Annotated in this window: 21 protein-coding genes and 1 pseudogene; 19 read left to right on the top strand and 3 right to left on the bottom strand. The window is 42.8% G+C overall.

The annotated features are described in order from the left end of the window. Positions 1–68 precede the first annotated feature (68 nt). From purF to purH, 4 genes are read left to right on the top strand one after another with little or no spacing between them, the layout of a single operon-like run. Positions 69–1,511 (top strand): amidophosphoribosyltransferase, encoded by a 1,443-nt coding sequence (gene purF / locus NML69_RS07905; RefSeq protein WP_254726197.1) that lies wholly within the window; start codon positions 69–71, stop codon positions 1,509–1,511. Between the two features lie 40 nt (positions 1,512–1,551). After that, on the top strand, positions 1,552–2,574 hold the full coding sequence (gene purM, locus NML69_RS07910) for a phosphoribosylformylglycinamidine cyclo-ligase (protein WP_254726200.1): 1,023 nt from the start codon (positions 1,552–1,554) through the stop codon (positions 2,572–2,574). Then, positions 2,571–3,116 (top strand): phosphoribosylglycinamide formyltransferase, encoded by a 546-nt coding sequence (gene purN / locus NML69_RS07915; protein ID WP_198459004.1) that lies wholly within the window; start codon positions 2,571–2,573, stop codon positions 3,114–3,116. The genes purM and purN overlap by 4 nt, the downstream gene beginning before the upstream one ends. 15 nt (positions 3,117–3,131) lie before the next feature. After that, the gene (purH, locus tag NML69_RS07920; protein WP_198459003.1) at positions 3,132–4,679 is read left to right on the top strand and encodes a bifunctional phosphoribosylaminoimidazolecarboxamide formyltransferase/IMP cyclohydrolase; all 1,548 of its coding nucleotides are present in this window, start codon (positions 3,132–3,134) and stop codon (positions 4,677–4,679) included. A 182-nt stretch (positions 4,680–4,861) separates the two neighbouring features. Here the strand turns inward: purH and NML69_RS07925 are convergent, their stop codons facing one another. Then, positions 4,862–5,404 (bottom strand): TetR/AcrR family transcriptional regulator, encoded by a 543-nt coding sequence (locus NML69_RS07925; RefSeq protein ID WP_198459002.1) that lies wholly within the window; start codon positions 5,402–5,404, stop codon positions 4,862–4,864. Positions 5,405–5,571: 167 nt separating this feature from the next. On the opposite strand from NML69_RS07925, the gene NML69_RS07930 reads away from it, so the two are divergent. The 10 genes and pseudogenes from NML69_RS07930 (at position 5,572) to purB (ending at position 13,919) form a co-directional block, all read left to right on the top strand. Beyond that, positions 5,572–6,081, top strand: coding sequence for an HXXEE domain-containing protein (locus tag NML69_RS07930; RefSeq protein WP_254726202.1), 510 nt, complete (start codon positions 5,572–5,574; stop codon positions 6,079–6,081). A gap of 254 nt (positions 6,082–6,335) precedes the next feature. Continuing rightward, complete coding sequence (purD, locus tag NML69_RS07935) at positions 6,336–7,598, top strand: phosphoribosylamine--glycine ligase (protein WP_254726205.1); 1,263 nt, start codon at positions 6,336–6,338, stop codon at positions 7,596–7,598. A 187-nt stretch (positions 7,599–7,785) separates the two neighbouring features. Continuing rightward, the gene (gene purE, locus NML69_RS07940; protein ID WP_254726206.1) at positions 7,786–8,277 is read left to right on the top strand and encodes a 5-(carboxyamino)imidazole ribonucleotide mutase; all 492 of its coding nucleotides are present in this window, start codon (positions 7,786–7,788) and stop codon (positions 8,275–8,277) included. Further along, on the top strand, positions 8,264–9,355 hold the full coding sequence (gene purK / locus NML69_RS07945) for a 5-(carboxyamino)imidazole ribonucleotide synthase (RefSeq protein WP_254726209.1): 1,092 nt from the start codon (positions 8,264–8,266) through the stop codon (positions 9,353–9,355). The genes purE and purK overlap by 14 nt, the downstream gene beginning before the upstream one ends. Continuing rightward, positions 9,356–10,306: a 2-dehydropantoate 2-reductase N-terminal domain-containing protein gene (locus NML69_RS07950; RefSeq protein WP_254726212.1), complete on the top strand. Its 951-nt coding sequence runs from the start codon at positions 9,356–9,358 to the stop codon at positions 10,304–10,306. A gap of 10 nt (positions 10,307–10,316) precedes the next feature. Further along, positions 10,317–10,540: pseudogene (locus NML69_RS07955) on the top strand (phosphoribosylaminoimidazole carboxylase). Between the two features lie 14 nt (positions 10,541–10,554). Further along, positions 10,555–11,592: a hypothetical protein gene (locus NML69_RS07960; RefSeq protein ID WP_254726214.1), complete on the top strand. Its 1,038-nt coding sequence runs from the start codon at positions 10,555–10,557 to the stop codon at positions 11,590–11,592. Then, on the top strand, positions 11,585–11,758 hold the full coding sequence (locus NML69_RS07965) for a hypothetical protein (RefSeq protein ID WP_254726216.1): 174 nt from the start codon (positions 11,585–11,587) through the stop codon (positions 11,756–11,758). The genes NML69_RS07960 and NML69_RS07965 overlap by 8 nt, the downstream gene beginning before the upstream one ends. A 42-nt stretch (positions 11,759–11,800) precedes the next feature. Then, a complete protein-coding gene (locus tag NML69_RS07970; protein WP_254726219.1) occupies positions 11,801–12,412 on the top strand; it encodes a DUF6037 family protein in 612 nt (203 codons plus the stop codon). A 208-nt stretch (positions 12,413–12,620) separates the two neighbouring features. Then, entirely contained in the window at positions 12,621–13,919 is a 1,299-nt protein-coding gene (gene purB / locus NML69_RS07975) for an adenylosuccinate lyase (protein WP_000572898.1), read from the top strand. A 54-nt stretch (positions 13,920–13,973) separates the two neighbouring features. Here the strand turns inward: purB and strH are convergent, their stop codons facing one another. After that, complete coding sequence (gene strH / locus NML69_RS07980) at positions 13,974–17,729, bottom strand: LPXTG-anchored beta-N-acetylhexosaminidase StrH (RefSeq protein WP_254726222.1); 3,756 nt, start codon at positions 17,727–17,729, stop codon at positions 13,974–13,976. 302 nt (positions 17,730–18,031) lie between these two features. Next, positions 18,032–18,748: a GntR family transcriptional regulator gene (locus NML69_RS07985; protein WP_001007181.1), complete on the bottom strand. Its 717-nt coding sequence runs from the start codon at positions 18,746–18,748 to the stop codon at positions 18,032–18,034. A 321-nt stretch (positions 18,749–19,069) separates the two neighbouring features. On the opposite strand from NML69_RS07985, the gene NML69_RS07990 reads away from it, so the two are divergent. From NML69_RS07990 to NML69_RS08010, 5 genes are read left to right on the top strand one after another with little or no spacing between them, the layout of a single operon-like run. Further along, positions 19,070–20,857, top strand: a complete 1,788-nt coding sequence (locus NML69_RS07990; protein ID WP_254726225.1) for a beta-galactosidase family protein — start codon at positions 19,070–19,072, stop codon at positions 20,855–20,857. Next, entirely contained in the window at positions 20,854–21,330 is a 477-nt protein-coding gene (locus NML69_RS07995; RefSeq protein WP_254726228.1) for a PTS system mannose/fructose/N-acetylgalactosamine-transporter subunit IIB, read from the top strand. The genes NML69_RS07990 and NML69_RS07995 overlap by 4 nt, the downstream gene beginning before the upstream one ends. A gap of 26 nt (positions 21,331–21,356) precedes the next feature. Continuing rightward, on the top strand, positions 21,357–22,262 hold the full coding sequence (locus NML69_RS08000) for a PTS mannose/fructose/sorbose/N-acetylgalactosamine transporter subunit IIC (RefSeq protein ID WP_254726231.1): 906 nt from the start codon (positions 21,357–21,359) through the stop codon (positions 22,260–22,262). Next, the gene (locus NML69_RS08005) at positions 22,249–23,070 is read left to right on the top strand and encodes a PTS system mannose/fructose/sorbose family transporter subunit IID (RefSeq protein WP_254726234.1); all 822 of its coding nucleotides are present in this window, start codon (positions 22,249–22,251) and stop codon (positions 23,068–23,070) included. The genes NML69_RS08000 and NML69_RS08005 overlap by 14 nt, the downstream gene beginning before the upstream one ends. A 3-nt stretch (positions 23,071–23,073) precedes the next feature. Further along, positions 23,074–23,478, top strand: coding sequence for a PTS sugar transporter subunit IIA (locus tag NML69_RS08010; RefSeq protein ID WP_000045700.1), 405 nt, complete (start codon positions 23,074–23,076; stop codon positions 23,476–23,478). The last annotated feature ends 47 nt before the right edge of the window (positions 23,479–23,525 follow it).

Here is a 23,525-nt window from a genome sequence, read left to right on the forward strand (position 1 = left end):
ATCACAGAAAGTTGAGAGCGTTCCTACTACTAAAGGAATGATACACAAATAAAAATTAGGTATATAAAATGACATACGAAGTAAAATCTCTTAATGAAGAATGTGGTGTTTTCGGTATCTGGGGGCATCCAGATGCTGCTAAATTGACCTATTTTGGTCTCCACAGTCTTCAGCACCGTGGTCAGGAGGGGGCAGGGATCCTCTCCAATGATCAGGGTCAATTGAAGCGTCATCGTGATATGGGGCTTTTATCAGAAGTGTTCAGAAACCCAGCTAATTTGGATAAACTAACTGGAACGAGCGCGATTGGGCATGTGCGTTACGCGACTGCTGGCGAAGCTTCTGTTGATAACATTCAGCCCTTCCTCTTTCGCTTTCATGATATGCAGTTTGGACTTGCTCACAACGGAAACTTGACTAATGCCGAATCGCTCAAAAAAGAATTGGAACAAAGAGGAGCTATTTTCAGTTCAACTTCGGACTCGGAAATCTTGGCCCACCTCATTCGTCGGAGTCACAATCCTAGTCTAATGGGTAAAATCAAGGAAGCGCTCAGTCTTGTCAAAGGTGGCTTTGCTTATATCTTGCTGTTTGAGGACAAGTTGATTGCTGCGCTTGATCCGAATGGTTTCCGTCCGCTTTCTATCGGGAAAATGGCCAACGGAGCGGTGGTTGTTTCTTCTGAAACTTGTGCCTTTGAAGTCATCGGTGCCGAGTGGATTCGTGATGTAAAACCAGGAGAGATTGTAATCGTGGATGACAATGGCATCCAGTACGATAGTTATACGAATGATACCCAGCTGGCGATTTGCTCTATGGAGTATATCTATTTTGCTCGCCCTGACTCTAACATCCATGGGGTCAATGTCCATACAGCTCGCAAACGTATGGGGGCCCAATTAGCGCGTGAGTTCAAGCATGAGGCAGATATTGTGGTCGGTGTGCCAAATTCATCACTCAGCGCAGCTATGGGATTTGCAGAAGAATCAGGCCTGCCAAATGAAATGGGTCTCATTAAGAATCAATACACCCAACGCACCTTTATCCAACCGACTCAAGAATTGCGGGAGCAAGGGGTGCGGATGAAACTATCTGCTGTTTCGGGCGTTGTCAAAGGTAAACGTGTGGTCATGATTGATGATTCCATTGTTCGTGGGACAACCTCTCGTCGCATCGTTCAGCTCTTGAAAGAAGCGGGGGCTTCTGAGGTTCACGTTGCTATTGGCAGTCCAGCGCTAGCTTATCCATGTTTTTACGGGATTGATATCCAGACGCGTCAGGAGCTGATTGCGGCCAATCATACGGTCGAAGAAACCTGCCAAATCATTGGTGCGGATAGCCTGACCTATCTTTCGATTGATGGCTTGATTAATTCTATCGGGATTGAAACAGATGCGCCGAACGGTGGTCTTTGTGTCGCTTACTTTGACGGCGACTACCCAACACCTCTCTACGACTATGAGGAAGACTATCGTAGAAGTTTGGAAGAAAAGACCAGTTTCTACAAATAGACGGATAAAGACTCTCCATTAAAGAAAAGGAATGAATAAAATGACGAATAAAAATGCTTATGCGCAGTCTGGTGTGGATGTTGAAGCGGGTTATGAAGTTGTTGAGCGGATCAAAAAGCATGTGGCTCGTACGGAGCGTGCAGGTGTTATGGGAGCTCTTGGTGGTTTTGGTGGCATGTTTGACCTCTCAAAAACAGGTATCAAAGAGCCCGTCTTGATTTCAGGAACTGATGGTGTCGGAACCAAGCTCATGCTGGCTATCAAATACGATAAGCATGATACCATCGGTCAGGACTGTGTGGCCATGTGTGTTAATGACATCATCGCTGCAGGTGCGGAACCTCTTTACTTCCTTGACTACGTAGCGACTGGCAAGAATGAACCAGCTAAACTAGAACAAGTGGTTGCTGGTGTGGCAGAAGGTTGTGTGCAGGCAGGCGCCGCCCTCATTGGCGGGGAAACGGCTGAAATGCCTGGTATGTATGGTGAAGATGACTACGATCTGGCTGGTTTTGCAGTCGGTGTGGCTGAAAAATCTCAAATCATAGATGGTTCAAAAGTAGCTGAAGGTGATGTCCTTCTCGGACTTGCTTCGAGCGGGATTCACTCAAATGGTTACTCACTCGTGCGTCGTGTCTTTGCCGACTATACAGGTGAGGAAGTCTTGCCAGAATTGGAAGGCAAGAAACTCAAGGAAGTCCTACTTGAGCCGACTCGTATCTATGTCAAGGCTGTCTTGCCACTCATCAAGGAAGAGTTGGTCAACGGTATTGCCCACATCACAGGTGGTGGTTTTATCGAGAATGTTCCTCGTATGTTTGCGGCTGACTTGTCTGCTGAAATTGAGGAAAGTAAAGTTCCAGTGCTTCCGATTTTCAAAGCTCTTGAAAAATACGGTGAAATCAAGCATGAAGAAATGTTTGAAATCTTCAATATGGGTGTGGGACTCATGCTTGCAGTTAGCCCTGAAAATGTAGATCGCGTCAAGGAATTGTTGGATGAACCAGTCTATGAAATTGGTCGCATCGTTAAGAAAGAAAACGAAAGTGTCATCATCAAATGAAAAAAATAGCGGTTTTTGCCTCTGGTAATGGCTCAAATTTTCAGGTGATTGCTGAAGAGTTTCCGGTGGAGTTTGTCTTTTCAGACCATCGTGACGCCTATGTGCTAGAGCGGGCAGAAAAGATTGGTGTCCTATCCTACGCTTTTGAACTCAAGGAGTTTGAGAACAAGGCAGACTATGAAGCAGCTCTTGTCGAACTCTTGGATGAGCACCAGATTGACTTGGTTTGTTTGGCGGGTTATATGAAAATTGTCGGCCCAACCTTATTGTCGGCTTATGAAGGTCGGATCATTAACATTCATCCAGCCTACCTACCAGAATTTCCAGGCGCTCATGGGATTGAGGACGCTTGGAAAGCTGATGTCGCTGAGAGCGGCGTGACCATTCACTGGGTGGACTCAGGTGTGGACACAGGCAAGGTCATCAAACAAGTCCGTGTTCCACGTCTAGCTGATGATACCATCGAAAGCTTTGAAGCTCGTATTCATGAGGCAGAGTACAAGTTGTATCCAGAAGTTATTAGAGAATTGTTGGATAAGTAAATGAAAGGAAATAACATGACTAAACGCGCCTTAATCAGCGTCTCAGACAAAGCGGGCATTGTTGAATTTGCCCAAGAACTCAAAAAACTTGGTTGGGATATCATCTCGACAGGTGGGACCAAGGTTGTCCTTGACAATGCTGGGGTGGAGACCATTGCTATTGACGATGTGACTGGTTTTCCAGAAATGATGGACGGTCGTGTCAAGACCCTTCACCCAAATATTCATGGTGGGCTCTTGGCTCGTCGTGACTTGGACAGCCATCTTCAAGCAGCTAAGGACAATAATATCGAATTGATTGACCTCGTTGTAGTAAATCTTTACCCATTCAAGGAAACCATCCTCAAACCAGACGTGACATACGCGGATGCGGTTGAAAACATCGATATCGGTGGGCCATCTATGCTTCGTTCAGCAGCTAAAAACCATGCCAGCGTGACGGTTGTGGTAGACCCTGTTGACTATGCTGTGATTTTGGACGAATTGGCAGCAAATGGTGAAACGACTTATGAAACTCGTCAACGTTTGGCAGCCAAGGTTTTCCGTCACACTGCGGCTTATGATGCTTTGATTGCGGAATACTTCACAGCTCAAGTGGGCGAAGCAAAACCAGAAAAACTCACTTTGACCTATGACCTCAAGCAAGCCATGCGCTATGGGGAAAATCCTCAACAGGACGCCGACTTCTACCAAAAAGCTTTGCCGACTGACTACTCGATTGCTTCAGCAAAACAGCTCAACGGTAAGGAATTGTCATTCAACAATATTCGTGACGCTGATGCGGCGATTCGTATCATTCGTGATTTCAAAGACCGTCCAACCGTTGTGGCTCTCAAACACATGAACCCATGTGGAATTGGTCAAGCTGATGACATCGAAATTGCTTGGGATTATGCTTATGAGTCTGACCCAGTGTCTATCTTTGGTGGAATTGTCGTCCTTAACCGTGAGGTGGATGCTGCGACAGCTGAGAAGATGCATGGCGTCTTCCTTGAAATCATCATCGCACCGAGCTATACGGATGAAGCGCTAGCCATTTTGACCAACAAAAAGAAAAACTTGCGTATCCTTGCCTTGCCATTTGATGCTCAAGATGCCAGTGAAGTGGAAGCAGAATACACAGGTGTTGTTGGTGGACTCCTCGTGCAAAACCAAGACGTAGTGAAAGAAAGCCCAGCTGACTGGCAAGTGGTGACCAAGCGCCAACCAACTGAGACAGAAGCGACAGCTCTTGAGTTTGCTTGGAAGGCAATCAAGTATGTGAAATCAAACGGTATCATCGTGACCAACGACCACATGACACTTGGTGTTGGCCCGGGTCAGACTAACCGTGTAGCTTCAGTCCGTATTGCCATTGACCAAGCTAAAGACCGCCTTGATGGCGCTGTGCTTGCTTCGGATGCCTTCTTCCCATTCGCGGATAACGTGGAAGAAATCGCTAAAGCAGGTATCAAAGCCATCATCCAACCAGGTGGATCTGTCCGTGACCAAGAATCTATCGAAGCAGCGGATAAATACGGCTTGACTATGGTCTTCACAGGAGTAAGACATTTTAGACATTGATGGGTATTTAAAAATTAGCTCATTATCAACTATGATGAATGATTTATCGCTAGCAATGAGAGAAGACGTAAGTGTTCTTCTCTTTTTGTATGTCTAAAACAATAAGCATTTTAGTGTTAGAAATTATTAAAATGATTTGTCAGAGCTGTTCATGACTAATCTCGAAAAACTCAGTTTCTCACTTAACTATTTTTCATACGTTTTATGGTGTTTAAGGTTGTTGTGACTAGCTCGTTAACAGGCATTGTGTGGTAATCTGTTTTTAACCATTCATCAAAAATATTGTAGAGACCTCCAACGATGAATCTACTATCATAGGTGATTTGTCTTTGATTACTATTTGTGACATGCCAAGGTGCCATGACAGTGGTATAAGCAGCAGAAAGCTTATCATAAGACCTTTGCAAGATAAGCACGAGCAAGTTTGCGTCTTGCAAAATTTTTAATGGCTCAGTGTACTGGCTCCAATACTGAAAGAAAAGGTTCACTAAATCTTCAAAATTAGTCAGTTTTGCTGTTTGAAGTTCGATAATATAGTCTTGAATTAAGCGGTCTAAATAGTTCGTAAGAACTTCCTCTTTTGAATGGTAATAACGATAAAACGTTCGTCTAGCAATTTGAGCATGTTCGCTGAGTTCAGCAATGCTGATATTTTGGAGAGACTTCTTAGTTGCTAATAAATCGAACAAGGCTTCTTCCAGCCATTGCCGCATTTGATATTCCATGATATTTTTCCTTTCCTGTCACACTTTTGATCAAACTGTGCCAATTTCTCTTAACCTCTTGTTTTTGTAACAGTTTATCTTTATACTAAAAGTGTTGCGCGTGATATATGATTATCATTTATTCTTAACATTGTACAATTGTTAGTTGTTATTAAGGAGGTAAAGATATGAGCATTCTTTTTAATGTTTGGATGCTACCTATTTTATTTATTTTACACGATTTTGAAGAAATGATTTTTATGCCCTTGTGGAAAACACGGCATCATCAAAAATTAGAAACTTTTAAGAAACCGTTCTTTGGTTCCGTTACGCAAGGCTCCGCTTTTGCAGTAGGTGTGTTAGAAGAGTTTGTTATTTTGCTGTTTATTTCTGGACTTTGCCAATTGACTCACAACAACCTACTCTATTTATCTTTTGTAATAGCGTATACAGCTCATTTCATAATCCATTATATCATGTGCCTGCAATTTAGGGGCTATGTTCCTGGAGTCGTCACGGTAACCCTAGAATTGCCGATGGTTCTAATGATTATTTCTCACTATTGGCCTTATGATGTTTCTTTGTTATCAGTCGTTGTCTATCTTTTATTGGCCATGGTAATAGCTTTTACGAATCTTAAAATCATGCATCTTATCATGCCAAAAATTCAAACACATCTCGAAAAATACGCGAAATGAAAAACGATTAAATGAGAGCTACTTTTTAACCTTTCTGATATAACTGGTTAATGAGCAGCCAAGAGTCTATCGAAGTGGCTGACAAATATGGCTTGACCATGGTCTTCACAGGCGTGAGACATTTTAGACATTAAAAACGTAAAGGGAAGAAAACAGTTTCTTTCCTTTTTTTGCTTAAAAAACGGAATATAACAAGATTAAAACGAACGTTTATGATATAATATTAGTAAATAATTCGCAAAAGAGGTTGAGAGATGAAGCTGTTAGTTGTCGGTTCGGGTGGTCGTGAACATGCGATTGCTAAGAAGTTGCTTGAATCAAAAGACGTTGAAAAAGTCTTTGTAGCTCCTGGAAATGATGGAATGACCTTGGATGGGTTGGATTTAGTAAACATTGGAATTTCCGAACATTCCAAACTAATTGAATTTGCCAAGGAGAATGATATTGCTTGGTCTTTTATCGGTCCGGATGATGCTCTTGCCGCTGGGATCGTGGATGATTTTAGCCAAGCTGGGCTCAAGGCTTTTGGTCCGACGAGATTGGCAGCGGAGTTGGAGTGGTCAAAGGATTTTGCTAAGGAAATTATGGTCAAATACGACGTTCCGACAGCAGCCTATGGCACATTTTCTGACTTTGAGGCAGCTAAGGCCTATATCGAAAAGCAGGGGGCTCCTATCGTGGTCAAGGCGGATGGTTTGGCCCTTGGGAAAGGTGTCGTTGTTGCGGAGACGGTTGAGCAAGCGGTCGAAGCTGCTCATGAGATGCTTTTGGACAATAAATTTGGTGACTCGGGTGCGCGTGTGGTTATCGAGGAATTCCTTGACGGAGAAGAGTTCTCTCTCTTTGCCTTTGTCAATGGGGACAAGTTCTACATCATGCCAACGGCTCAGGACCATAAACGTGCTTACGATGGCGACAAGGGCCCTAACACGGGAGGTATGGGAGCTTATGCGCCAGTTCCTCACGTGCTACAGAGCGCGGTTGATGCGGCGGTTGACACCATTGTCAAGCCAGTTCTTGAAGGGATGATTCAGGAAAGTCGTCCGTATCTTGGTGTCCTTTACGCAGGGCTTATCCTGACAGCAGATGGACCTAAAGTTATCGAGTTCAATGCTCGGTTCGGAGATCCCGAAACTCAGATTATCTTGCCTCGTTTGACCTCTGACTTTGCACAAAATATCACGGATATTCTCAATGGCAAGGAGCCAAACATCACGTGGACGGACAAGGGTGTGACTCTGGGTGTGGTTGTCGCATCCAAGGGCTACCCGCTAGACTATGAAAAGGGTGTGGAATTGCCAGCTAAAACCGAAGGCGACATCATCACCTACTATGCAGGGGCTAAGTTTGCGGAAAATAGCAGAGCACTGCTATCAAACGGCGGACGTGTCTATATGCTCGTCACCACAGCCGATACCGTCAAAGAAGCCCAAGAAACCATCTATCAAGAACTCTCCCAACAAAAAACAGAAGGCCTCTTTTACCGAACAGATATCGGAAGCAAGGCTATGAAGTAAAAGTATAAAAATAACGCGACGAAGTCGCCAAATACGTTAATGGTCGCCGTGGTGAAAAGACCAGAACATTCACTGTTCTGGTCGGGGGAAACTTTGAGACCTTAGGCTCAAAGTTTAGGAATGAAACCGAAGGTTTGCTTCCGTCCCCACCACCTAAGACCATTATCAAAAAAGAAAAGGAAAAATTATGACTAAACCAATTATTTCCATCATCATGGGCTCTAAATCTGACTGGGCAACCATGCAAAAAACAGCTGAAGTCTTAGACCGCTTTGGTGTAGCCTATGAAAAGAAAGTCGTCTCTGCCCATCGCACGCCTGACCTCATGTTTCAGCATGCAGAAGAAGCCCGCAGTCGCGGCATAAAGGTCATCATCGCCGGTGCTGGTGGTGCCGCGCATTTGCCAGGTATGGTAGCAGCCAAAACGACTCTACCTGTTATCGGTGTGCCCGTCAAATCACGTGCGCTCAGCGGTCTGGACTCCCTCTATTCGATTGTGCAGATGCCGGGCGGTGTGCCTGTGGCAACTATGGCAATCGGTGAAGCGGGAGCGACAAACGCTGCCCTGACTGCCCTTCGGATCTTGGCCATTGAGGACCAAGACCTAGCAGCAGCGCTAGCAGATTTTGCAGAAGAGCAAGGAAAAATCGCAGAGGAGTCTACAAATGAGCTCATCTAAAACAATCGGAATTATCGGTGGCGGTCAGCTGGGTCAGATGATGGCCATTTCTGCTATCTACATGGGGCACAAGGTCATCGCGCTGGATCCAGCGGCGGATTGTCCAGCCTCTCGCGTGGCAGAGCTTATCGTGGCGCCTTATAACGATGTGGATGCCCTGCGTCAGCTGGCTGAGCGTTGCGATGTCCTGACCTATGAGTTTGAAAATGTCGATGCGGACGGTTTGGATGCCGTTATCAAGGATGGTCAGCTCCCTCAAGGGACGGACCTGCTCCGCATTTCTCAAAATCGGATCCTTGAAAAGGACTTTTTGTCAAACAAGGCTCAAGTCACCGTAGCACCATACAAGGTCGTGACTTCAAGCCAAGACTTGGCAGATATTGACCTGTTGAAAATCTATGTCCTCAAGACTGCGACTGGTGGCTACGACGGGCATGGACAAAAGGTCATTCGTTCAGAAGCAGACTTGGAAGAAGCCTGTGTACTAGCCGATTCAGCAGACTGTGTCTTGGAAGAATTTGTCAACTTTGATCTTGAAATTTCTGTCATCGTATCAGGGAATGGCAAGGAAGTTACGGTTTTCCCAGTTCAGGAAAATATTCACCGAAACAACATTCTTTCAAAAACCATTGTGCCTGCCCGCATTTCTGAAAGTTTAGCTGAGAAAGCCAAAGCTATGGCCGTGAGAATCGCTGAGCAACTGAACTTGTCTGGAACTCTCTGCGTGGAAATGTTTGCGACGGCTAATAACATCATCGTCAATGAGATTGCTCCACGCCCACACAACTCAGGACACTACTCAATCGAAGCCTGTGACTTCTCCCAGTTTGATACTCATATCTTGGGTGTTCTGGGAGCACCATTGCCAGCTATCAAATTGTATGCGCCAGCCGTCATGCTCAACGTACTCGGCCAACACGTTGAGGTCGCTGAAAAATATGTCACAGAAAATCCAAGCGCCCACCTTCATATGTATGGTAAAATAGAAGCGAAGCACAATCGTAAGATGGGACATGTGACTTTGTTTAGTGATGTGCCGGATGAGGTGGAGGAGTTTGGAGAAGGGATTAATTTTTAGGTGAGAATAGCAATTTTAGGTCTTGGGGTTATCGGGACCATTTATGCCTATGCTTTTCAAAAAGCAGGTCATCGGGTAGAGCACGTGCTGAGAGAAAGTAAGAAAAGTACAGCACCAAACGTTTTGACAGTTGATTTGCTAGATGGCCGTTATGTTTCCAAAGGTGAAAATAAACAGGATACCTATGCGGTTCATGTGGCGGAAGCTCATGCGGAATATGATTTTATTTTTATCAGTGTGCGTCATGGTTTTGTAAAAGAAGCCGTGGAAACTTTGCGAGAAAATCAGATTAAAGGAACTCTCGTTTTCTTCTGTAATTTCTGGAATACGCGAGAGGAAGTAGAGAAATGGGCAGGGGAGTATAACTATATTCTCGCATTTCCTACAGCTGGTGGTCATATGAATAAGGATCATTTAGATGGCGTCTTGTTCGACCATTTAATGTTAGAAGGGGAGAAAAAAGCACACATCCCCAATTATGCTGATTTGACGGATTTGCTGACTTCAGCAGATTTGAAGTGGGAGGTTCCCCATGATATGGTCGAGTGGATTTGGATTCACATGGCGATTAATGCGGGTGTCACCTCGACAGCTGCACGATCGGGAAATCTAGAAAATCCAGAAAAATTGGCTTTGAACTTGATGAACAGTTCTTCGGAATTATCATTAGCCATCAAGGCCATTCGAGAGGCTTTGAAAGTCGTAGAAGCGCGTGGTGTGAATTTGAAGCTTTACAAAGCAGAACTCTTGCCTTATAAAATTCCCGCTTGGATTGCAGGAAAGGCCATGAAAGCCATGTTTGCGAAAAATGAGTTGACTCGAAAAATCATGACCTTGCATAATGATAAACAGGACATCTTTTATTGTTGCCAAAGTGTTTATCAGACTGGTCTGGAGTTGGGTGTTGAGATGCCTATTCTAGAAGCAAATATGAAGGGGATTTCTGTTTAGAGTATTCTGGTTGTACAATGGTTTTATTAAACAAGATAAGGCTGTGGAGCAGTCGTCTAGGCCTTGTATGCTAGTGGGAATCACGAAAAGGTGAAAGACAAGTATGAAGAGCTAGTAGCACAATATCCTGAAAACTACTTAGCCATCTATGATCTACCGTTAGATACGGATTTGAATACACTAGATTACTATCCATCAGTGTGGATTGGAAAAGAGGAGTTTGAGGAATTTTAAGTGGGAGATACAAAATGGGAGAGTTAGCTTTAAAGAACGATAAACTCATTGAAGAAGAGAAAAATAGTAGTCAACTTGATATTAGACTTTTTCAAAATAAAAGTAAGATGTTTGAAAAAGTTGGAAATTACTTTACTACCATCGTTAACTCCTATAATGAAGTAAAACAGAATATTGATCCTAAAGGAATATATGTTGTTAAATTTACTCAAGAACAGCTAGATAAATTTAATAGGGGAGATATTGATTTTCAAAAAACGGCAGATATGAAGTCTTTATTGCCAAATTTTGTATCAAAAGGGACTAATAATAATATTGTTTCAATGGCTAGACTTGAAAAAATTGTATTAGACAACCCAGAAGCTTTACAAAATGTTGTGTCAAATGTAAATCGGTTGGTTGAGGCTCAAAAAGTAAGTGAACTGGAGTTATTGCTGTCAGAAGTAAAACAGATTTCTTTAGATATTAAACAAGGTCAAAAAGATGATAGGCGGTCCAAAATATTGGGGGCAGAAAGTACAATAGAGCAAGCATTATTAATGAGTGATGAAAATCCTCAAAAAGAGCATCTCTTATTGAATGCAATTAATCAGTTAAATGAAGGACGAGCATCTATTATAAAAGAATTTGAAGGAGTTGTGGCTAAAAATTTATCCATACCAAAAACTAATTTATTTTTATTTCTAAAATCAATCGTTGATGATAAATTTAATGAGGATGTTTCAAATAGCTTTGTAGAATTAAATGACCAATTTTCATATATTGTAAAGGCAAGTGATTTACTAGCTAAAATATACACAGTGACAGGTAACAATGGCTTGATTGACACTGTTTATGCACCTGTTAAGAATTTGATTGAAAATAACCATGAGTATATATCAAAACTGGTAGAATTACAGGAAATAAGTGCTGAGGAGCAAAGACGGTTAAAATGGTGTATTGAGCCAAATGATTTTATTGGGAAGATTGGAGCAACTGAATTGTCGGATGATTATATTATTACAATTGAATTTTCAGGTCAGGAATTATTAAAGGGAGTAAAAAATGGATAGAAACCAAGTACATAAGATTGGAAAAATTATGAATAAGCCTGTTAAATTTGTAAAGGAAAATGCAGGGGAAATGGCAACAGTGCTTACTGCAGTTGTTTCAGTAGTTGCATTAATTGACGGCAAAAAAAATAGATTTACTGTCATACATAGAATTAAATTTGGATAAAAGACTACGTTTTAAATTGAAAGGTAGGAGAATAATTTTAACATGTTAGAAAATCTAAAAGACTTAAAAAAAGATATGGTAGCAAAGAAATGGACCATCTGTAGTTTTATCTTTGTCTATAAAAGAGTAGAGTATATCGTCCTTGTAAAAAGATTTGTTGGTAAGGAGCAAAGGATAGAAAAGTACTCTTTAATAAAGCTACACTTTATAGAGGCTGCTGACCTACATAATGAGTTAGAAGTTGAGGCGAACAGTCAGAGATTGCTTGTGGATGCTAAAACTTTAAGAGAATTTTTTGGAATTGAGTATGGTGATAACTTAGGTGATATATTACAGCAATTCACAAATCAATTAGGTAAATCAATACCTGCAAATGTTCCTGAACAAAGAACAGCTGCTGAACAAGCAGCCTTAGTAAATTCTCTAAGTCGGAGTGAAGCAGAGGATCCAAATAAAATTTATTGTTATGGCGTTAAAAGAAATCCAAACGGGGGACAACGAAGTGAGTTTAATTCAGATAAAACCAAATTGTTGCGACCAGATTTGTTTAGATATTTTGAAAATGACACTAGTATCAGTTTCTGCTATAGTGATGATATCGATAAAGAAAATAAGGATTCTGAAATTTTAAGAAAATTTGGTGAGACTAAATAGACATAGTTTTGTATTGACTGGTATTTTGTGATAAACATAGTAGAAAACAACAATTATATTTTTGAAACTAACTATGATTACCTGATTATTCAACATTTAGAAAGTTATCTTGCAACTCTGGATTTGAAATTTAGTTATGAGATTCCGAAGGAATCTGCTGACGTCCGTCCCACTTAAGTGAAACATCAAAAGAAAGGAAAATAAAACAATGATCGAACGTTACTCTCGCCCTGAAATGGCGAACATTTGGAGTGAAGAAAATAAATACCGTGCTTGGCTTGAGGTGGAAATCTTGGCTGATGAGGCATGGGCTGAGTTGGGGGAAATCCCTAAGGAAGATGTGGCTTTGATTCGCGAGAAGGCGGACTTTGACATCGACCGTATTTTGGAGATTGAGCAAGAGACTCGCCACGATGTGGTTGCTTTCACGCGTGCGGTTTCTGAAACGCTTGGCGAAGAGCGCAAGTGGGTTCACTATGGCTTGACTTCTACCGACGTGGTGGATACGGCCTACGGGTACCTTTACAAGCAGGCCAACGACATCATCCGTCGTGATCTTGAAAACTTCACCAACATCATCGCTGACAAGGCTAAGGAGCATAAGTTCACCATCATGATGGGTCGTACCCACGGTGTGCATGCTGAGCCGACAACTTTTGGTCTTAAATTGGCGACTTGGTACAGTGAAATGAAGCGCAATATCGAGCGTTTCGAGCATGCGGCTGCTGGTGTGGAAGCTGGTAAGATCTCTGGTGCGGTTGGGAACTTTGCCAACATCCCACCATTTGTAGAGCAATACGTCTGCGACAAGTTGGGTATCCGTGCTCAAGAAATCTCGACACAGGTCCTTCCTCGTGACCTTCACGCTGAGTACTTTGCAGTTCTTGCTAGCATTGCGACTTCAATCGAACGTATGGCGACTGAGATTCGTGGTTTGCAAAAATCTGAGCAGCGCGAAGTGGAAGAATTCTTTGCTAAAGGGCAAAAAGGCTCATCTGCGATGCCTCACAAGCGCAATCCTATCGGTTCTGAGAACATGACAGGTCTTGCGCGTGTTATCCGTGGTCACATGGTGACAGCTTATGAAAACGTTGCTCTCTGGCACGAACGCGACATTTCTCACTCATCAGCTGAGCGAATCATCACACCGGACACGACCATTTTGATTGACTACATGCTTAACCGTTTTGGAAATATCGTCAAGAACTTGACGGTCTTCCCAGAAAACATGATCCGCAACATGAATTCTACGTTTGGTCTTATCTTTAGCCAACGTGCCATGTTGACCTTGATTGAAAAAGGCATGACCCGTGAGCAAGCCTATGACTTGGTGCAACCAAAAACAGCCTACTCTTGGGATAATCAAGTAGACTTTAAACCACTTCTAGAAGCAGATCCAGAAGTGACATCACGCCTGACTCAAGAGGAAATCGACGAAATCTTCAACCCTGCATACTACACCAAACGAGTGGATGATATCTTTGAACGTATCGGACTTGGTGACTAATCATAACAAAAAGCGAGATTCAATCTCGCTTTTTTGTATGCTTATCGAAGGGGGTTAATCTTCTTTTCTCTTAGTGAGTCCGTAGGCTGCTAGTGTGGCCATGAGTCCTGCTGCGACCAAGCCTGCAGAGTCTTGACTTCCTGTTGCAGGGAGTTGTTTTTCATCTGCTTTGCTAGTAGTCGGTTCAGCTTGCTCAGCTTTCTCAACGGCAGTTCCGACTTCGACCACCTGAGCGACTGCTTCCTGCGATACCGCGCTATTGACAAGGGATCTTTCTTCCTTGCCGTCAGCAGTGGTGCTGACAGAGTAGAAAATCGTACGGCGACCATTTACACCAGTAACGACGATTTGCGTTTGTCCGAGTGGTAATTGCGGATTTTCACGTGTTACGGTAGTGAATGGAATCTCTTCCTCTTGGATGTCCAGTCTTGGTTTTGCCTCTGCGGCTGGAGCAAGACCGTATTCATCTCCTTTGTGCGTAATAGGAGTGCCGATTTCAACCACTTGGGTCACAGGTTCTTTGGTTACTTGGCTATCTAGGACAGTTTCTGTTTGTTTCCCATTTTCAGTAAGGACAGAGATGTAATGAGTGCGTTCGCCATCTACACCTGGTGTGATGATCTTTTCCTGACCAGCTGGGAGGTTCGGATTTTCCTTCTTGATAACCTCAAATGGAATCTTTTCTGCTCTTGTGATGAGTTCAGGTTTGATTTCAACATTGGCAGCTAGTTCGTTTTCATCGAGGCTTCCTGAGTGGGTTGCTGCTGGTTTAAGGCCTAGGCGGGCTGCCTTGAGTTTGGCTACGAGAGCGTCTAACTCGGCTTGTTTGTTACGGTTGAGGTTGTAGTTGAGAGCTTCTTTAGCTACATTTAGAGCATCGAGACTTTCTTTGCTGTATCCATCCAAGTTTGCAGGGATTTGAGCAAGCTCCTCACGGAGTGCATTGTAGTTAGCGCGGAAGTAGTCTTTGTTATTGTCTGCAAAGGCAGTCATGAGTTCAAAGATTTCTTCTTCCTTGTACTCAGCGCTTGGTCTATCTGCCCAGATGGCAAGCATACTTCCAACTGTTGGAAGGTCTACCTCAGGATACTTGGTAGAAGCAAGCTGGTTAAATGGTGTTTTTTTAGTGTTTTCAATTGCTTTTTTGAGGAAACCACCACCATCTTCAGGTTTTTGACCGAGAATGTAGTACCAGTCTCCGTTGGTGTTAAGGAATTTGTAGCCTTTACTTGCCAGGTACTGAGGAGATGCAAGGTTGTAACCCCACCATCCCTTAGACCAGTAAGAGATGATGACATCCTTGTCAAACTCGACATCATCCTTGTCTTCATAGTAGAAACCATCGTTGAAGGCCATTGGTTGAAGGCTTCTTTCTTTGGCCATGGCAGCAAGGGTGTTAGAGTACTCAGCAAACTTGCCATAGAGTCCATACCATTTGAGGTAGTACCAGCCTTGCGCGTTGGTAGCATCATTGGCATATTCGTCTGTACCGTAGTTGAAGATCTTAGTCTTGCCTGCAAAGAAGTCCATGTACTTGCCGATGAGGGCTTTGACAAAGTTCATCGCCTCTTCGTTTTCGAGGTCCATGGTTGTTTTGGAGACCTTGTCAAAGTTGGCTTGAGGATTCTTGATTCCAAGTTTTTCCATAGCGACGAGCATGGCATCCATGTGGCCTGGGCTGTTGATCGCTGGAATGAGTCCGAGGCCTTTTGATTTTGCGTACTCGATCAATTCAGTGATTTCAGCTTGACTAAGAGTGGTTCCGTTTGGATCATCGTAGTAAGCTTTTGTCCCTTCGATGATGGCTTTTTTGACATCATCACTTGTATAGGTTTTGCCGTTAGCTGTGATGGTCATGTCATCAAGTAGGAAGCGAAGTCCGTCATTTCCTAGGAGGAGATGCGCATCAGAGTAGCCGAGCTCGCTCGCCTTGTCTACGATGCGTTTGAGTTGGTCAAGCGTGAAGTACTTACGGCCAGCATCGATGGAGATTACCTTGTTTTTGGCAAGTTTTTCAACTTCACGTTTCGCGTCTTCTTCTTTTTGAGCTTCTGGTGTGAAGGTCAAATTGCTGACAGCTTCTTGGAGTTTTGCGATTGCTTGGTCAATGGTGTCTTGTTGGGCACGGCTGAGGTTGCTATCGAGTGAGCGAATGGCTTTTTCAGCTTCTTTGACAGCTGCGACACTTTCCGCAGTATAGCGGTTAAGGTCTGTTGGGACTTCTTTCAGAGCTTGCTCAGCAGACTCATAGTCAGCTACGAAGTATTCAGCATTGGCATTTGCGAAGCTACGCATGAGTTTGAAGAGGCGTGATGGTGAATAGCGTGCAGATGGGGTGTCCGCCCAAGCAGCTACCATACCACCGATGAACGGGATAGTAGCCCCATCAGATTTTGGTACAGAAGTGATTGGAGTATTCTTGATACCATTGAGTCCTTGGTCGAGGTTGTACCAGCCTTGACCATCTGCATTCCGTCCTAGAACATAGTACCAAGCATCGTTGGTGTTAAGGATTTGGTGGCCTTTTTCAACTAGAAGTTTAGAAGAAGCGACGTCGTATCCGCCCCATCCACCAGTCCACATTGAAACGATGATGTCTTTGTCAAAGGTTCCAAAGCTAATGTCGCTATTGTAGTAGATACCGTCGTTAAAGGCCATTGGTTTGAGTCCGTGAGATTTGACGATACGAGCAAGGTCATTAGCGTAGGCGATAAATTTATCATAACCCTTGTCTGGGAAACCATCTTCTGGATACCATTTATAGGCTTGAAGAACGCTCCAGCCTTTAGCGTCTGTAGCATCATTGGCGTACTCGTCTAGTCCGATATTGAAGATGTCAGATTTGCCAGCGAAGTAAGCAGCATACTTGTCGATCAGAGCTTTGGTAAATGCAACCGCTTCTTTGTTATCAAGGTCAACAGTACGAGCAGATTCCTTACCAAAGTAGTTGAAGTTCGGTTTTTGGATACCTAATTCTTTCATGGCATGCAAAATCGCATCCATGTGCCCAGGGCTGTTTACAGTTGGGATGAGACCAATACCTTTATTTTTAGCATAGTTGATCAAGTCCGTCATCTGACTCTCTGTCAAATGGTTGCCGTTTGGATCCTTGTAGTAGGCATCAGTTCCGTTTTCGAGTGCACGTTTGACATCGTCACTTGCATAGGTTTTGCCATTGGCTTTGATGGTCATGTCGTCCAACATGAAACGCATGCCATCGTTTCCAACTAGTAAATGAAGATCCGTGTAGCCGTAGTGTTTGGCTTTGTCGATGATTTCTTTGAGTTGGTCTGGAGAGAAGTACTTGCGTCCAGCGTCGATTGAGATCATTTTTCGTTTTGCCAGTTTTTCATTTACCTGAGCTGCTCGTTCTGTGCTAGGAGCGGCTACTACAGGTGTGACGACTTCATTTTTCTTTTCGGAAGGAGTGCTTTCGGCAGGAGTTTCAGCTGGGGCAGGGTTTTTTTTCTCGGCGCTAGGAGTTGGAGCAGCATTTTCTGTCACAACTGGTGCGCTTGACTCTTCGGTTGTTGGAGCAACTGTTTGAGGAGCCTCCTGGTCTTCTTTGACCTCCTCTTTTACAGGTTTGTCAGCCTTTTCTTCCAGTTTTTCTGGAACCTTGGAGTCTACAGCTTCTTCGGTTGCTTGTGGACTCTCCTGAATCGTTTGAACAGTTTCTACAGCTGTTGGAGCTGGAGTAATCTCGTCGGCAGATACGACTTGTGCGCTAAAAGCAAATCCTATAAGTACAGAAGCTGCCCCAACCGCGTATTTACGGATGGAGAAGCGCTGTTTCTTTTCTAGTTTCATGACAAAACCTCCTTGTTATTATCATATATGATAGCGTTTACATAAAACCAATTTTATTTTATTATCTGCGGAGTAAAATGTCAAGTGGGTTTATATAAGAACTATAATAAATAGAGGAAATCATAAGATTTAGGAGAAATTTGCTAATAAGGGATAAAACCGAGGAAAAACCAAACGAAATTTTACCTTGTTTTTAGTAAAAATGCTACTAATTAAATAAGAGCCCTTCATAGCGTTTTCACAACTTCTTTCTCGTGCTATAATGAATAGAGAAAAAGCCTGAGCTAGGCTCAGGCTTTTTCTTAATGACCTCGGTTACATGAGATGAATTTGATTTTGTAGTAGTCTGCTCGCTTATAAGTTTCACTATAGGCAAGGACTTGGCCAGTGGCCTCAAGTTTTGTAGTCTTCGTTTGGAAGACAGTTGGGAATTGTGTATCGATTCCGAGTACAGAAGCAGCATGCTCTGGTGTTGGGAATGCGATTTCGTTGATTTCCTCAAAATGTTCATCACTCATGTGAATGCGGTAATCCAATTTGAAACGTGTATAGATAGAGCTATAATAGTCAAGATTTGGATAGTTGGCATTGATGTATTGCTCAGGAATATAAGATGTGTGGTAGATGTATGTCACGTCGTTTGTCTGACGAATACGTTCAATCTTATAGTAGAATTGATCTCCACGTAGTCCAAGTTTATCTAAATATTCAAGTTTGTTTCCGCGCTCGATAGAAAGGACAGTAACTTTATCGTCTTTTGTTTCAAAGATTTCGACATCTGAAAACTCAACGAGTTTGTGCTTACGGGCACGTGAAACGAAAGTACCTTTACCTTGTTGGCGGACAATGTAGCCGTCTTTAGCAAGGTCATTCAAAGCACGTACAACTGTGATTGAACTCACATCGTACATCGCGATCAATTCGGCTTCTGTATAAAATTTATCTCCACTTGCAAATTGACCAGAGATGATTTTGTTTTTTAATTCATCTTTAATATATTGGTATTTAGGAATAGCCATAAATTTCACCTCGATTCTCTTTCTCCAATTTTGATTTTACCACAAATATAAAGAAAAGAGTAGTATTAAGGTCAAAAAATTAAAATAATAGACTAAAAATGTTATTTTACATGTAAAAAAATTCATTTGATGTTCTTGTGAATTATCATACATAAAAAGATCGTTTTCATGCTATTTTTAGATAATTTCGGTAAACAGTAAGTAAAAAAATAGAAAAATTTTAAATAATTTTCTAAAACCTATTGACAAATGCAAAAGATTTGATTATAGTTAATATTATAATAAATGAAAGCGCAAACTTAATTCGTCAGAGGTAATAACATGACAAGATTTAAAATTGAGGACGATTTCTATTTAGACGAAAAACCGTTCAAGATTTTGTCCGGCGCCATTCATTATTTTAGGATTCCAGCAGAGGATTGGTATCATTCTCTCTATAACTTAAAGGCGCTTGGCTTTAATACAGTCGAGACCTATGTGGCTTGGAATTTACACGAACCTGTTGAAGGGGAGTTTGATTTTGAAGGTGCCAGAAATTTGGAGAGATTTCTTCAAATAGCACAAGATCTGGGTCTCTATGCCATTGTACGCCCGTCTCCATTTATCTGTGCAGAATGGGAATTTGGTGGCTTGCCGGCTTGGCTCTTGACCAAGGACATGCGAATTCGCTCGTCCGACCCAGCCTACATCGAGGCTGTTGCTCGCTATTATGACCAATTATTGCCAAGGCTTGTGCCTCGCTTGTTGGATAATGGCGGAAACATTCTTATGATGCAAGTCGAAAATGAATATGGCTCTTATGGAGAAGATAAGTCTTATCTACGAGCGATTCGGAAATTGATGGAAGACCGAGGGATTGATTGCCCACTCTTTACTTCAGATGGTCCTTGGAGGGCTACTCTGAAAGCCGGAACCTTGATCGAAGATGACCTCTTTGTGACAGGGAACTTCGGTTCTAAAGCTCCGTACAACTTTTCACAGATGCAGGAATTCTTTGATGAGCATGGCAAAAAATGGCCCCTCATGTGTATGGAATTCTGGGATGGTTGGTTCAACCGTTGGAAAGAACCCATCATCACTCGTGATCCAAAAGAATTGGCAGAGGCTGTTCGAGAGGTATTGGAGCAAGGCTCTATCAACCTTTACATGTTCCATGGTGGAACAAACTTTGGTTTCATGAATGGTTGCTCAGCTCGAGGAACTCTGGATTTGCCACAAGTCACATCTTACGACTATGATGCCCTTCTCGATGAAGAAGGAAATCCAACTGCTAAATACCTAGCAGTCAAGAAGATGATGGCAACACACTTCCCAGAGTATCCACAGTTGGAACCGCTCTATAAGGAAAGCATGGAGATAGGGTCTATTCCACTAGTCGAAAAAGTTTCCTTGTTTGAAACCCTGGATAATCTCTCTAGTCCTACTGAAAGCCTCTATCCAAAAGCGATGGAAGAACTTGGTCAAAGTTGTGGCTACCTTCTCTACCGCACTGAGGCAAGTTGGGATGCAGAAGAGGAACGTCTCCGTATCATCGATGGACGTGACCGAGCTCAACTCTTTGTAGATGGTCAATGGATTGCTACTCAATACCAGACAGAGATTGGTGAAGATATCTACTGTCAGGGCAACCGAGAAGGCTTTTCGGAGATTGACATCTTGATTGAAAATATGGGGCGTGTCAACTACGGACATAAGTTCTTGGCAGATACGCAACGTAAAGGAATTCGTACAGGTGTCTGCAAGGATCTACATTTCTTACTGAATTGGAAACAATACCCACTACCACTGGATAATCCTGAGAAGATTGATTTTTCAAAAGGATGGACAGAAGGACAACCAGCCTTTTACGCTTTCGACTTTACGGTCGAAGAGCCAAAAGATACCTACTTAGACTTGTCTGAGTTTGGTAAGGGAGTTGCCTTTGTCAACGGGCGTCACCTAGGGCGTTTCTGGAACGTCGGCCCGACCCTCTCGCTTTATATCCCTCATAGCTATCTCAAGGAAGGTGCTAATCGCATCATCATCTTTGAAACTGAGGGCGAATACAAAGAAGAGATTCATTTAACTCGTAAACCTACACTAAAACACATAAAGGGGGAAAACTTATGACAATTGTAGGATGCCGTATCGATGGACGTTTGATCCACGGTCAAGTAGCCAATCTTTGGGCAGGGAAACTAAATGTTTCGCGCATTATGGTTGTAGACGATGAAGTCGTTAACAACGATATTGAAAAGAGCGGCTTGAAACTTGCTACACCACCAGGTGTGAAGCTTAGTATCTTGCCAATTGAGAAAGCAGCAGCAAATATCCTTGCTGGTAAATACGATAGCCAACGTCTCTTTATCGTTGCACGTAAACCAGACCGTTTCCTTGGTTTGGTTGAAGCAGGTGTTCCGCTTGAAACACTCAATGTAGGCAATATGTCTCAAACACCAGAAACTCGCCCTATCACACGTTCTATCAACGTGGTAGACAAGGATGTGGAAGACTTCCACAAACTAGCAGACAAAGGTGTGAAACTCACTGCTCAAATGGTTCCAAACGATCCCGTATCAGACTTTTTGAGTTTATTAAAATAGGAAAAAATTTTTAGGAGGTCATTGTTATGATACAATGGTGGCAAATTTTACTTCTCACTTTGTACTCAGCTTATCAAATCTGTGATGAGTTGACAATCGTTTCATCTGCAGGTTCCCCTGTATTTGCTGGTTTTATTACTGGTTTGATTATGGGAGATTTGACAACCGGTTTGTTTATCGGTGGTAGCTTGCAGTTGTTCGTTCTCGGGGTTGGTACCTTCGGTGGTGCTTCTCGTATCGACGCAACTTCTGGTGCGGTTCTTGCAACAGCATTCTCTATCTCTCAAGGTATTGATACAGATCTTGCGATTACAACAATCGCTGTACCAGTAGCAGCACTTTTGACATACTTCGACGTTCTTGGACGTATGACAACTACTTTCTTTGCACACCGTATTGATGCTGCGATCGAACGCTTTGACTACAAAGGTATCGAACGCAACTACCTACTTGGTGCGCTTCCATGGGCTCTTTCACGTGCCCTTCCAGTATTCTTCGCTCTTGCTTTTGGTGGTGCTTTCGTACAATCAGTAGTAGACCTTGTTAAAGAATACCAATGGGTTGCAGACGGTTTGACACTTGCAGGTCGTATGCTTCCAGGTCTTGGATTTGCAATCTTGCTTCGTTACCTTCCAGTTAAACGTAACCTTCACTACCTTGCAATGGGATTCGGTTTGACAGCTATGTTGACTGTTCTTTACTCATATGTAACAGGTCTTGGTGGCGCTGTTGCGGGTATCCTTGGTACTCTTCCTGCTGATGTTGCTGAAAAGATTGGCTTTGCTAACAACTTCAAAGGATTGTCTATGATTGGTATCTCTATCGTAGGTATCTTCCTAGCAGTGCTTCACTTCAAAAATAGCCAAAAAGTAGCTGTAGCAGCACCTTCTACACCATCAGAAAGTGGGGAAATCGAAGATGACGAATTCTAATTACAAACTTACAAAAGAAGATTTTAATCAAATCAACAAACGTAGCTTGTTTACTTTCCAATTAGGTTGGAACTACGAACGTATGCAAGCTTCTGGTTACCTTTACATGATCTTGCCTCAGTTGCGTAAAATGTATGGGGATGGCACTCCTGAATTGAAAGAAATGATGAAAGTTCATACTCAATTCTTCAATACTTCACCATTCTTCCATACCATTATCGCTGGTTTTGACCTTGCCATGGAAGAAAAAGATGGTGTGGGTGCAAAAGACGCCGTTAACGGTATCAAGACAGGTTTGATGGGACCATTCGCTCCTCTTGGAGATACAATCTTTGGTTCACTTGTACCTGCTATCATGGGGTCAGTCGCAGCAACTATGGCTATCGCTGGCCAACCTTGGGGTATCTTCCTTTGGATCGCAGTTGCAGTTGCTTATGACATCTTCCGTTGGAAACAATTGGAATTTGCTTACAAAGAAGGGGTTAGCCTTATCAACAACATGCAAAGTACCTTGACAGCTTTGATTGACGCTGCATCTGTACTTGGTGTCTTCATGATGGGTGCTCTTGTAGCAACATTGATCAACTTTGAAGTTTCTTATAAATTGCCAATCGGTGAAAAAATGATTGACTTCCAGGACATCTTGAACTCAATCTTCCCACGCTTGCTTCCAGCAATCTTTACTGCCTTTATCTTCTGGTTGCTTGGTAAGAAAGGTATGAACTCTACTAAAGCGATCGGTATCATTATCGTTCTTGCAGTAGGTCTTTCTGCTCTTGGTAAATTTGTACTTGGAATGGGCGCATAATTTATGAGTAAATCATTAATTTTGGTGAGTCATGGTCGTTTCTGTGAAGAACTTAAAGGTAGCACAGAAATGATCATGGGTCCACAGGACAACATTCATGCAGTGGCTCTTCTTCCAGAAGATGGTCCAGAAGAATTTACTGCAAAATTTGAAGCTGCTATCGAAGGATTGGATGATTTCCTAGTCTTTGCGGACCTTCTCGGTGGTACACCTTGTAACGTGGTAAGCCGTTTGATCATGGAAGGTCGCGACATTGAACTCTACGCAGGGATGAATCTTCCAATGGTGATTGAATTTATCAATGCGAGTCTTACAGGTGCAGATGCGGACTACAAGAGCCGTGCTGCAGAAAGCATCGTAAAAGTCAACGATTTGTTAGCAGGCTTCGATGATGACGAAGATGAATAAGATGTGACAACGTGAAAATCACAGGGAAAATAGGCGATAGGAGGACG

The sequence above is a fragment of the Streptococcus sp. CF8-6 genome (genome assembly GCF_024295845.1).
Classification (GTDB): domain Bacteria; phylum Bacillota; class Bacilli; order Lactobacillales; family Streptococcaceae; genus Streptococcus; species Streptococcus oralis_BO.

Excerpts from the sequence above, each read along its gene's own strand:
- purF (WP_254726197.1), top strand. The coding sequence starts at position 69 with ATGACATACGAAGTAAAATCTCTTAATGAAGAATGTGGTGTTTTCGGT.
- purM (WP_254726200.1), top strand. The coding sequence starts at position 1,552 with ATGACGAATAAAAATGCTTATGCGCAGTCTGGTGTGGATGTTGAAGCG.
- purN (WP_198459004.1), top strand. The coding sequence starts at position 2,571 with ATGAAAAAAATAGCGGTTTTTGCCTCTGGTAATGGCTCAAATTTTCAG.
- purH (WP_198459003.1), top strand. The coding sequence starts at position 3,132 with ATGACTAAACGCGCCTTAATCAGCGTCTCAGACAAAGCGGGCATTGTT.
- NML69_RS07925 (WP_198459002.1), bottom strand. The coding sequence starts at position 5,404 with ATGGAATATCAAATGCGGCAATGGCTGGAAGAAGCCTTGTTCGATTTA.
- NML69_RS07930 (WP_254726202.1), top strand. The coding sequence starts at position 5,572 with ATGAGCATTCTTTTTAATGTTTGGATGCTACCTATTTTATTTATTTTA.
- purD (WP_254726205.1), top strand. The coding sequence starts at position 6,336 with ATGAAGCTGTTAGTTGTCGGTTCGGGTGGTCGTGAACATGCGATTGCT.
- purE (WP_254726206.1), top strand. The coding sequence starts at position 7,786 with ATGACTAAACCAATTATTTCCATCATCATGGGCTCTAAATCTGACTGG.
- purK (WP_254726209.1), top strand. The coding sequence starts at position 8,264 with ATGAGCTCATCTAAAACAATCGGAATTATCGGTGGCGGTCAGCTGGGT.
- NML69_RS07960 (WP_254726214.1), top strand. The coding sequence starts at position 10,555 with ATGGGAGAGTTAGCTTTAAAGAACGATAAACTCATTGAAGAAGAGAAA.
- NML69_RS07965 (WP_254726216.1), top strand. The coding sequence starts at position 11,585 with ATGGATAGAAACCAAGTACATAAGATTGGAAAAATTATGAATAAGCCT.
- NML69_RS07970 (WP_254726219.1), top strand. The coding sequence starts at position 11,801 with ATGTTAGAAAATCTAAAAGACTTAAAAAAAGATATGGTAGCAAAGAAA.
- purB (WP_000572898.1), top strand. The coding sequence starts at position 12,621 with ATGATCGAACGTTACTCTCGCCCTGAAATGGCGAACATTTGGAGTGAA.
- strH (WP_254726222.1), bottom strand. The coding sequence starts at position 17,729 with ATGAAACTAGAAAAGAAACAGCGCTTCTCCATCCGTAAATACGCGGTT.
- NML69_RS07985 (WP_001007181.1), bottom strand. The coding sequence starts at position 18,748 with ATGGCTATTCCTAAATACCAATATATTAAAGATGAATTAAAAAACAAA.
- NML69_RS07990 (WP_254726225.1), top strand. The coding sequence starts at position 19,070 with ATGACAAGATTTAAAATTGAGGACGATTTCTATTTAGACGAAAAACCG.
- NML69_RS07995 (WP_254726228.1), top strand. The coding sequence starts at position 20,854 with ATGACAATTGTAGGATGCCGTATCGATGGACGTTTGATCCACGGTCAA.
- NML69_RS08000 (WP_254726231.1), top strand. The coding sequence starts at position 21,357 with ATGATACAATGGTGGCAAATTTTACTTCTCACTTTGTACTCAGCTTAT.
- NML69_RS08005 (WP_254726234.1), top strand. The coding sequence starts at position 22,249 with ATGACGAATTCTAATTACAAACTTACAAAAGAAGATTTTAATCAAATC.
- NML69_RS08010 (WP_000045700.1), top strand. The coding sequence starts at position 23,074 with ATGAGTAAATCATTAATTTTGGTGAGTCATGGTCGTTTCTGTGAAGAA.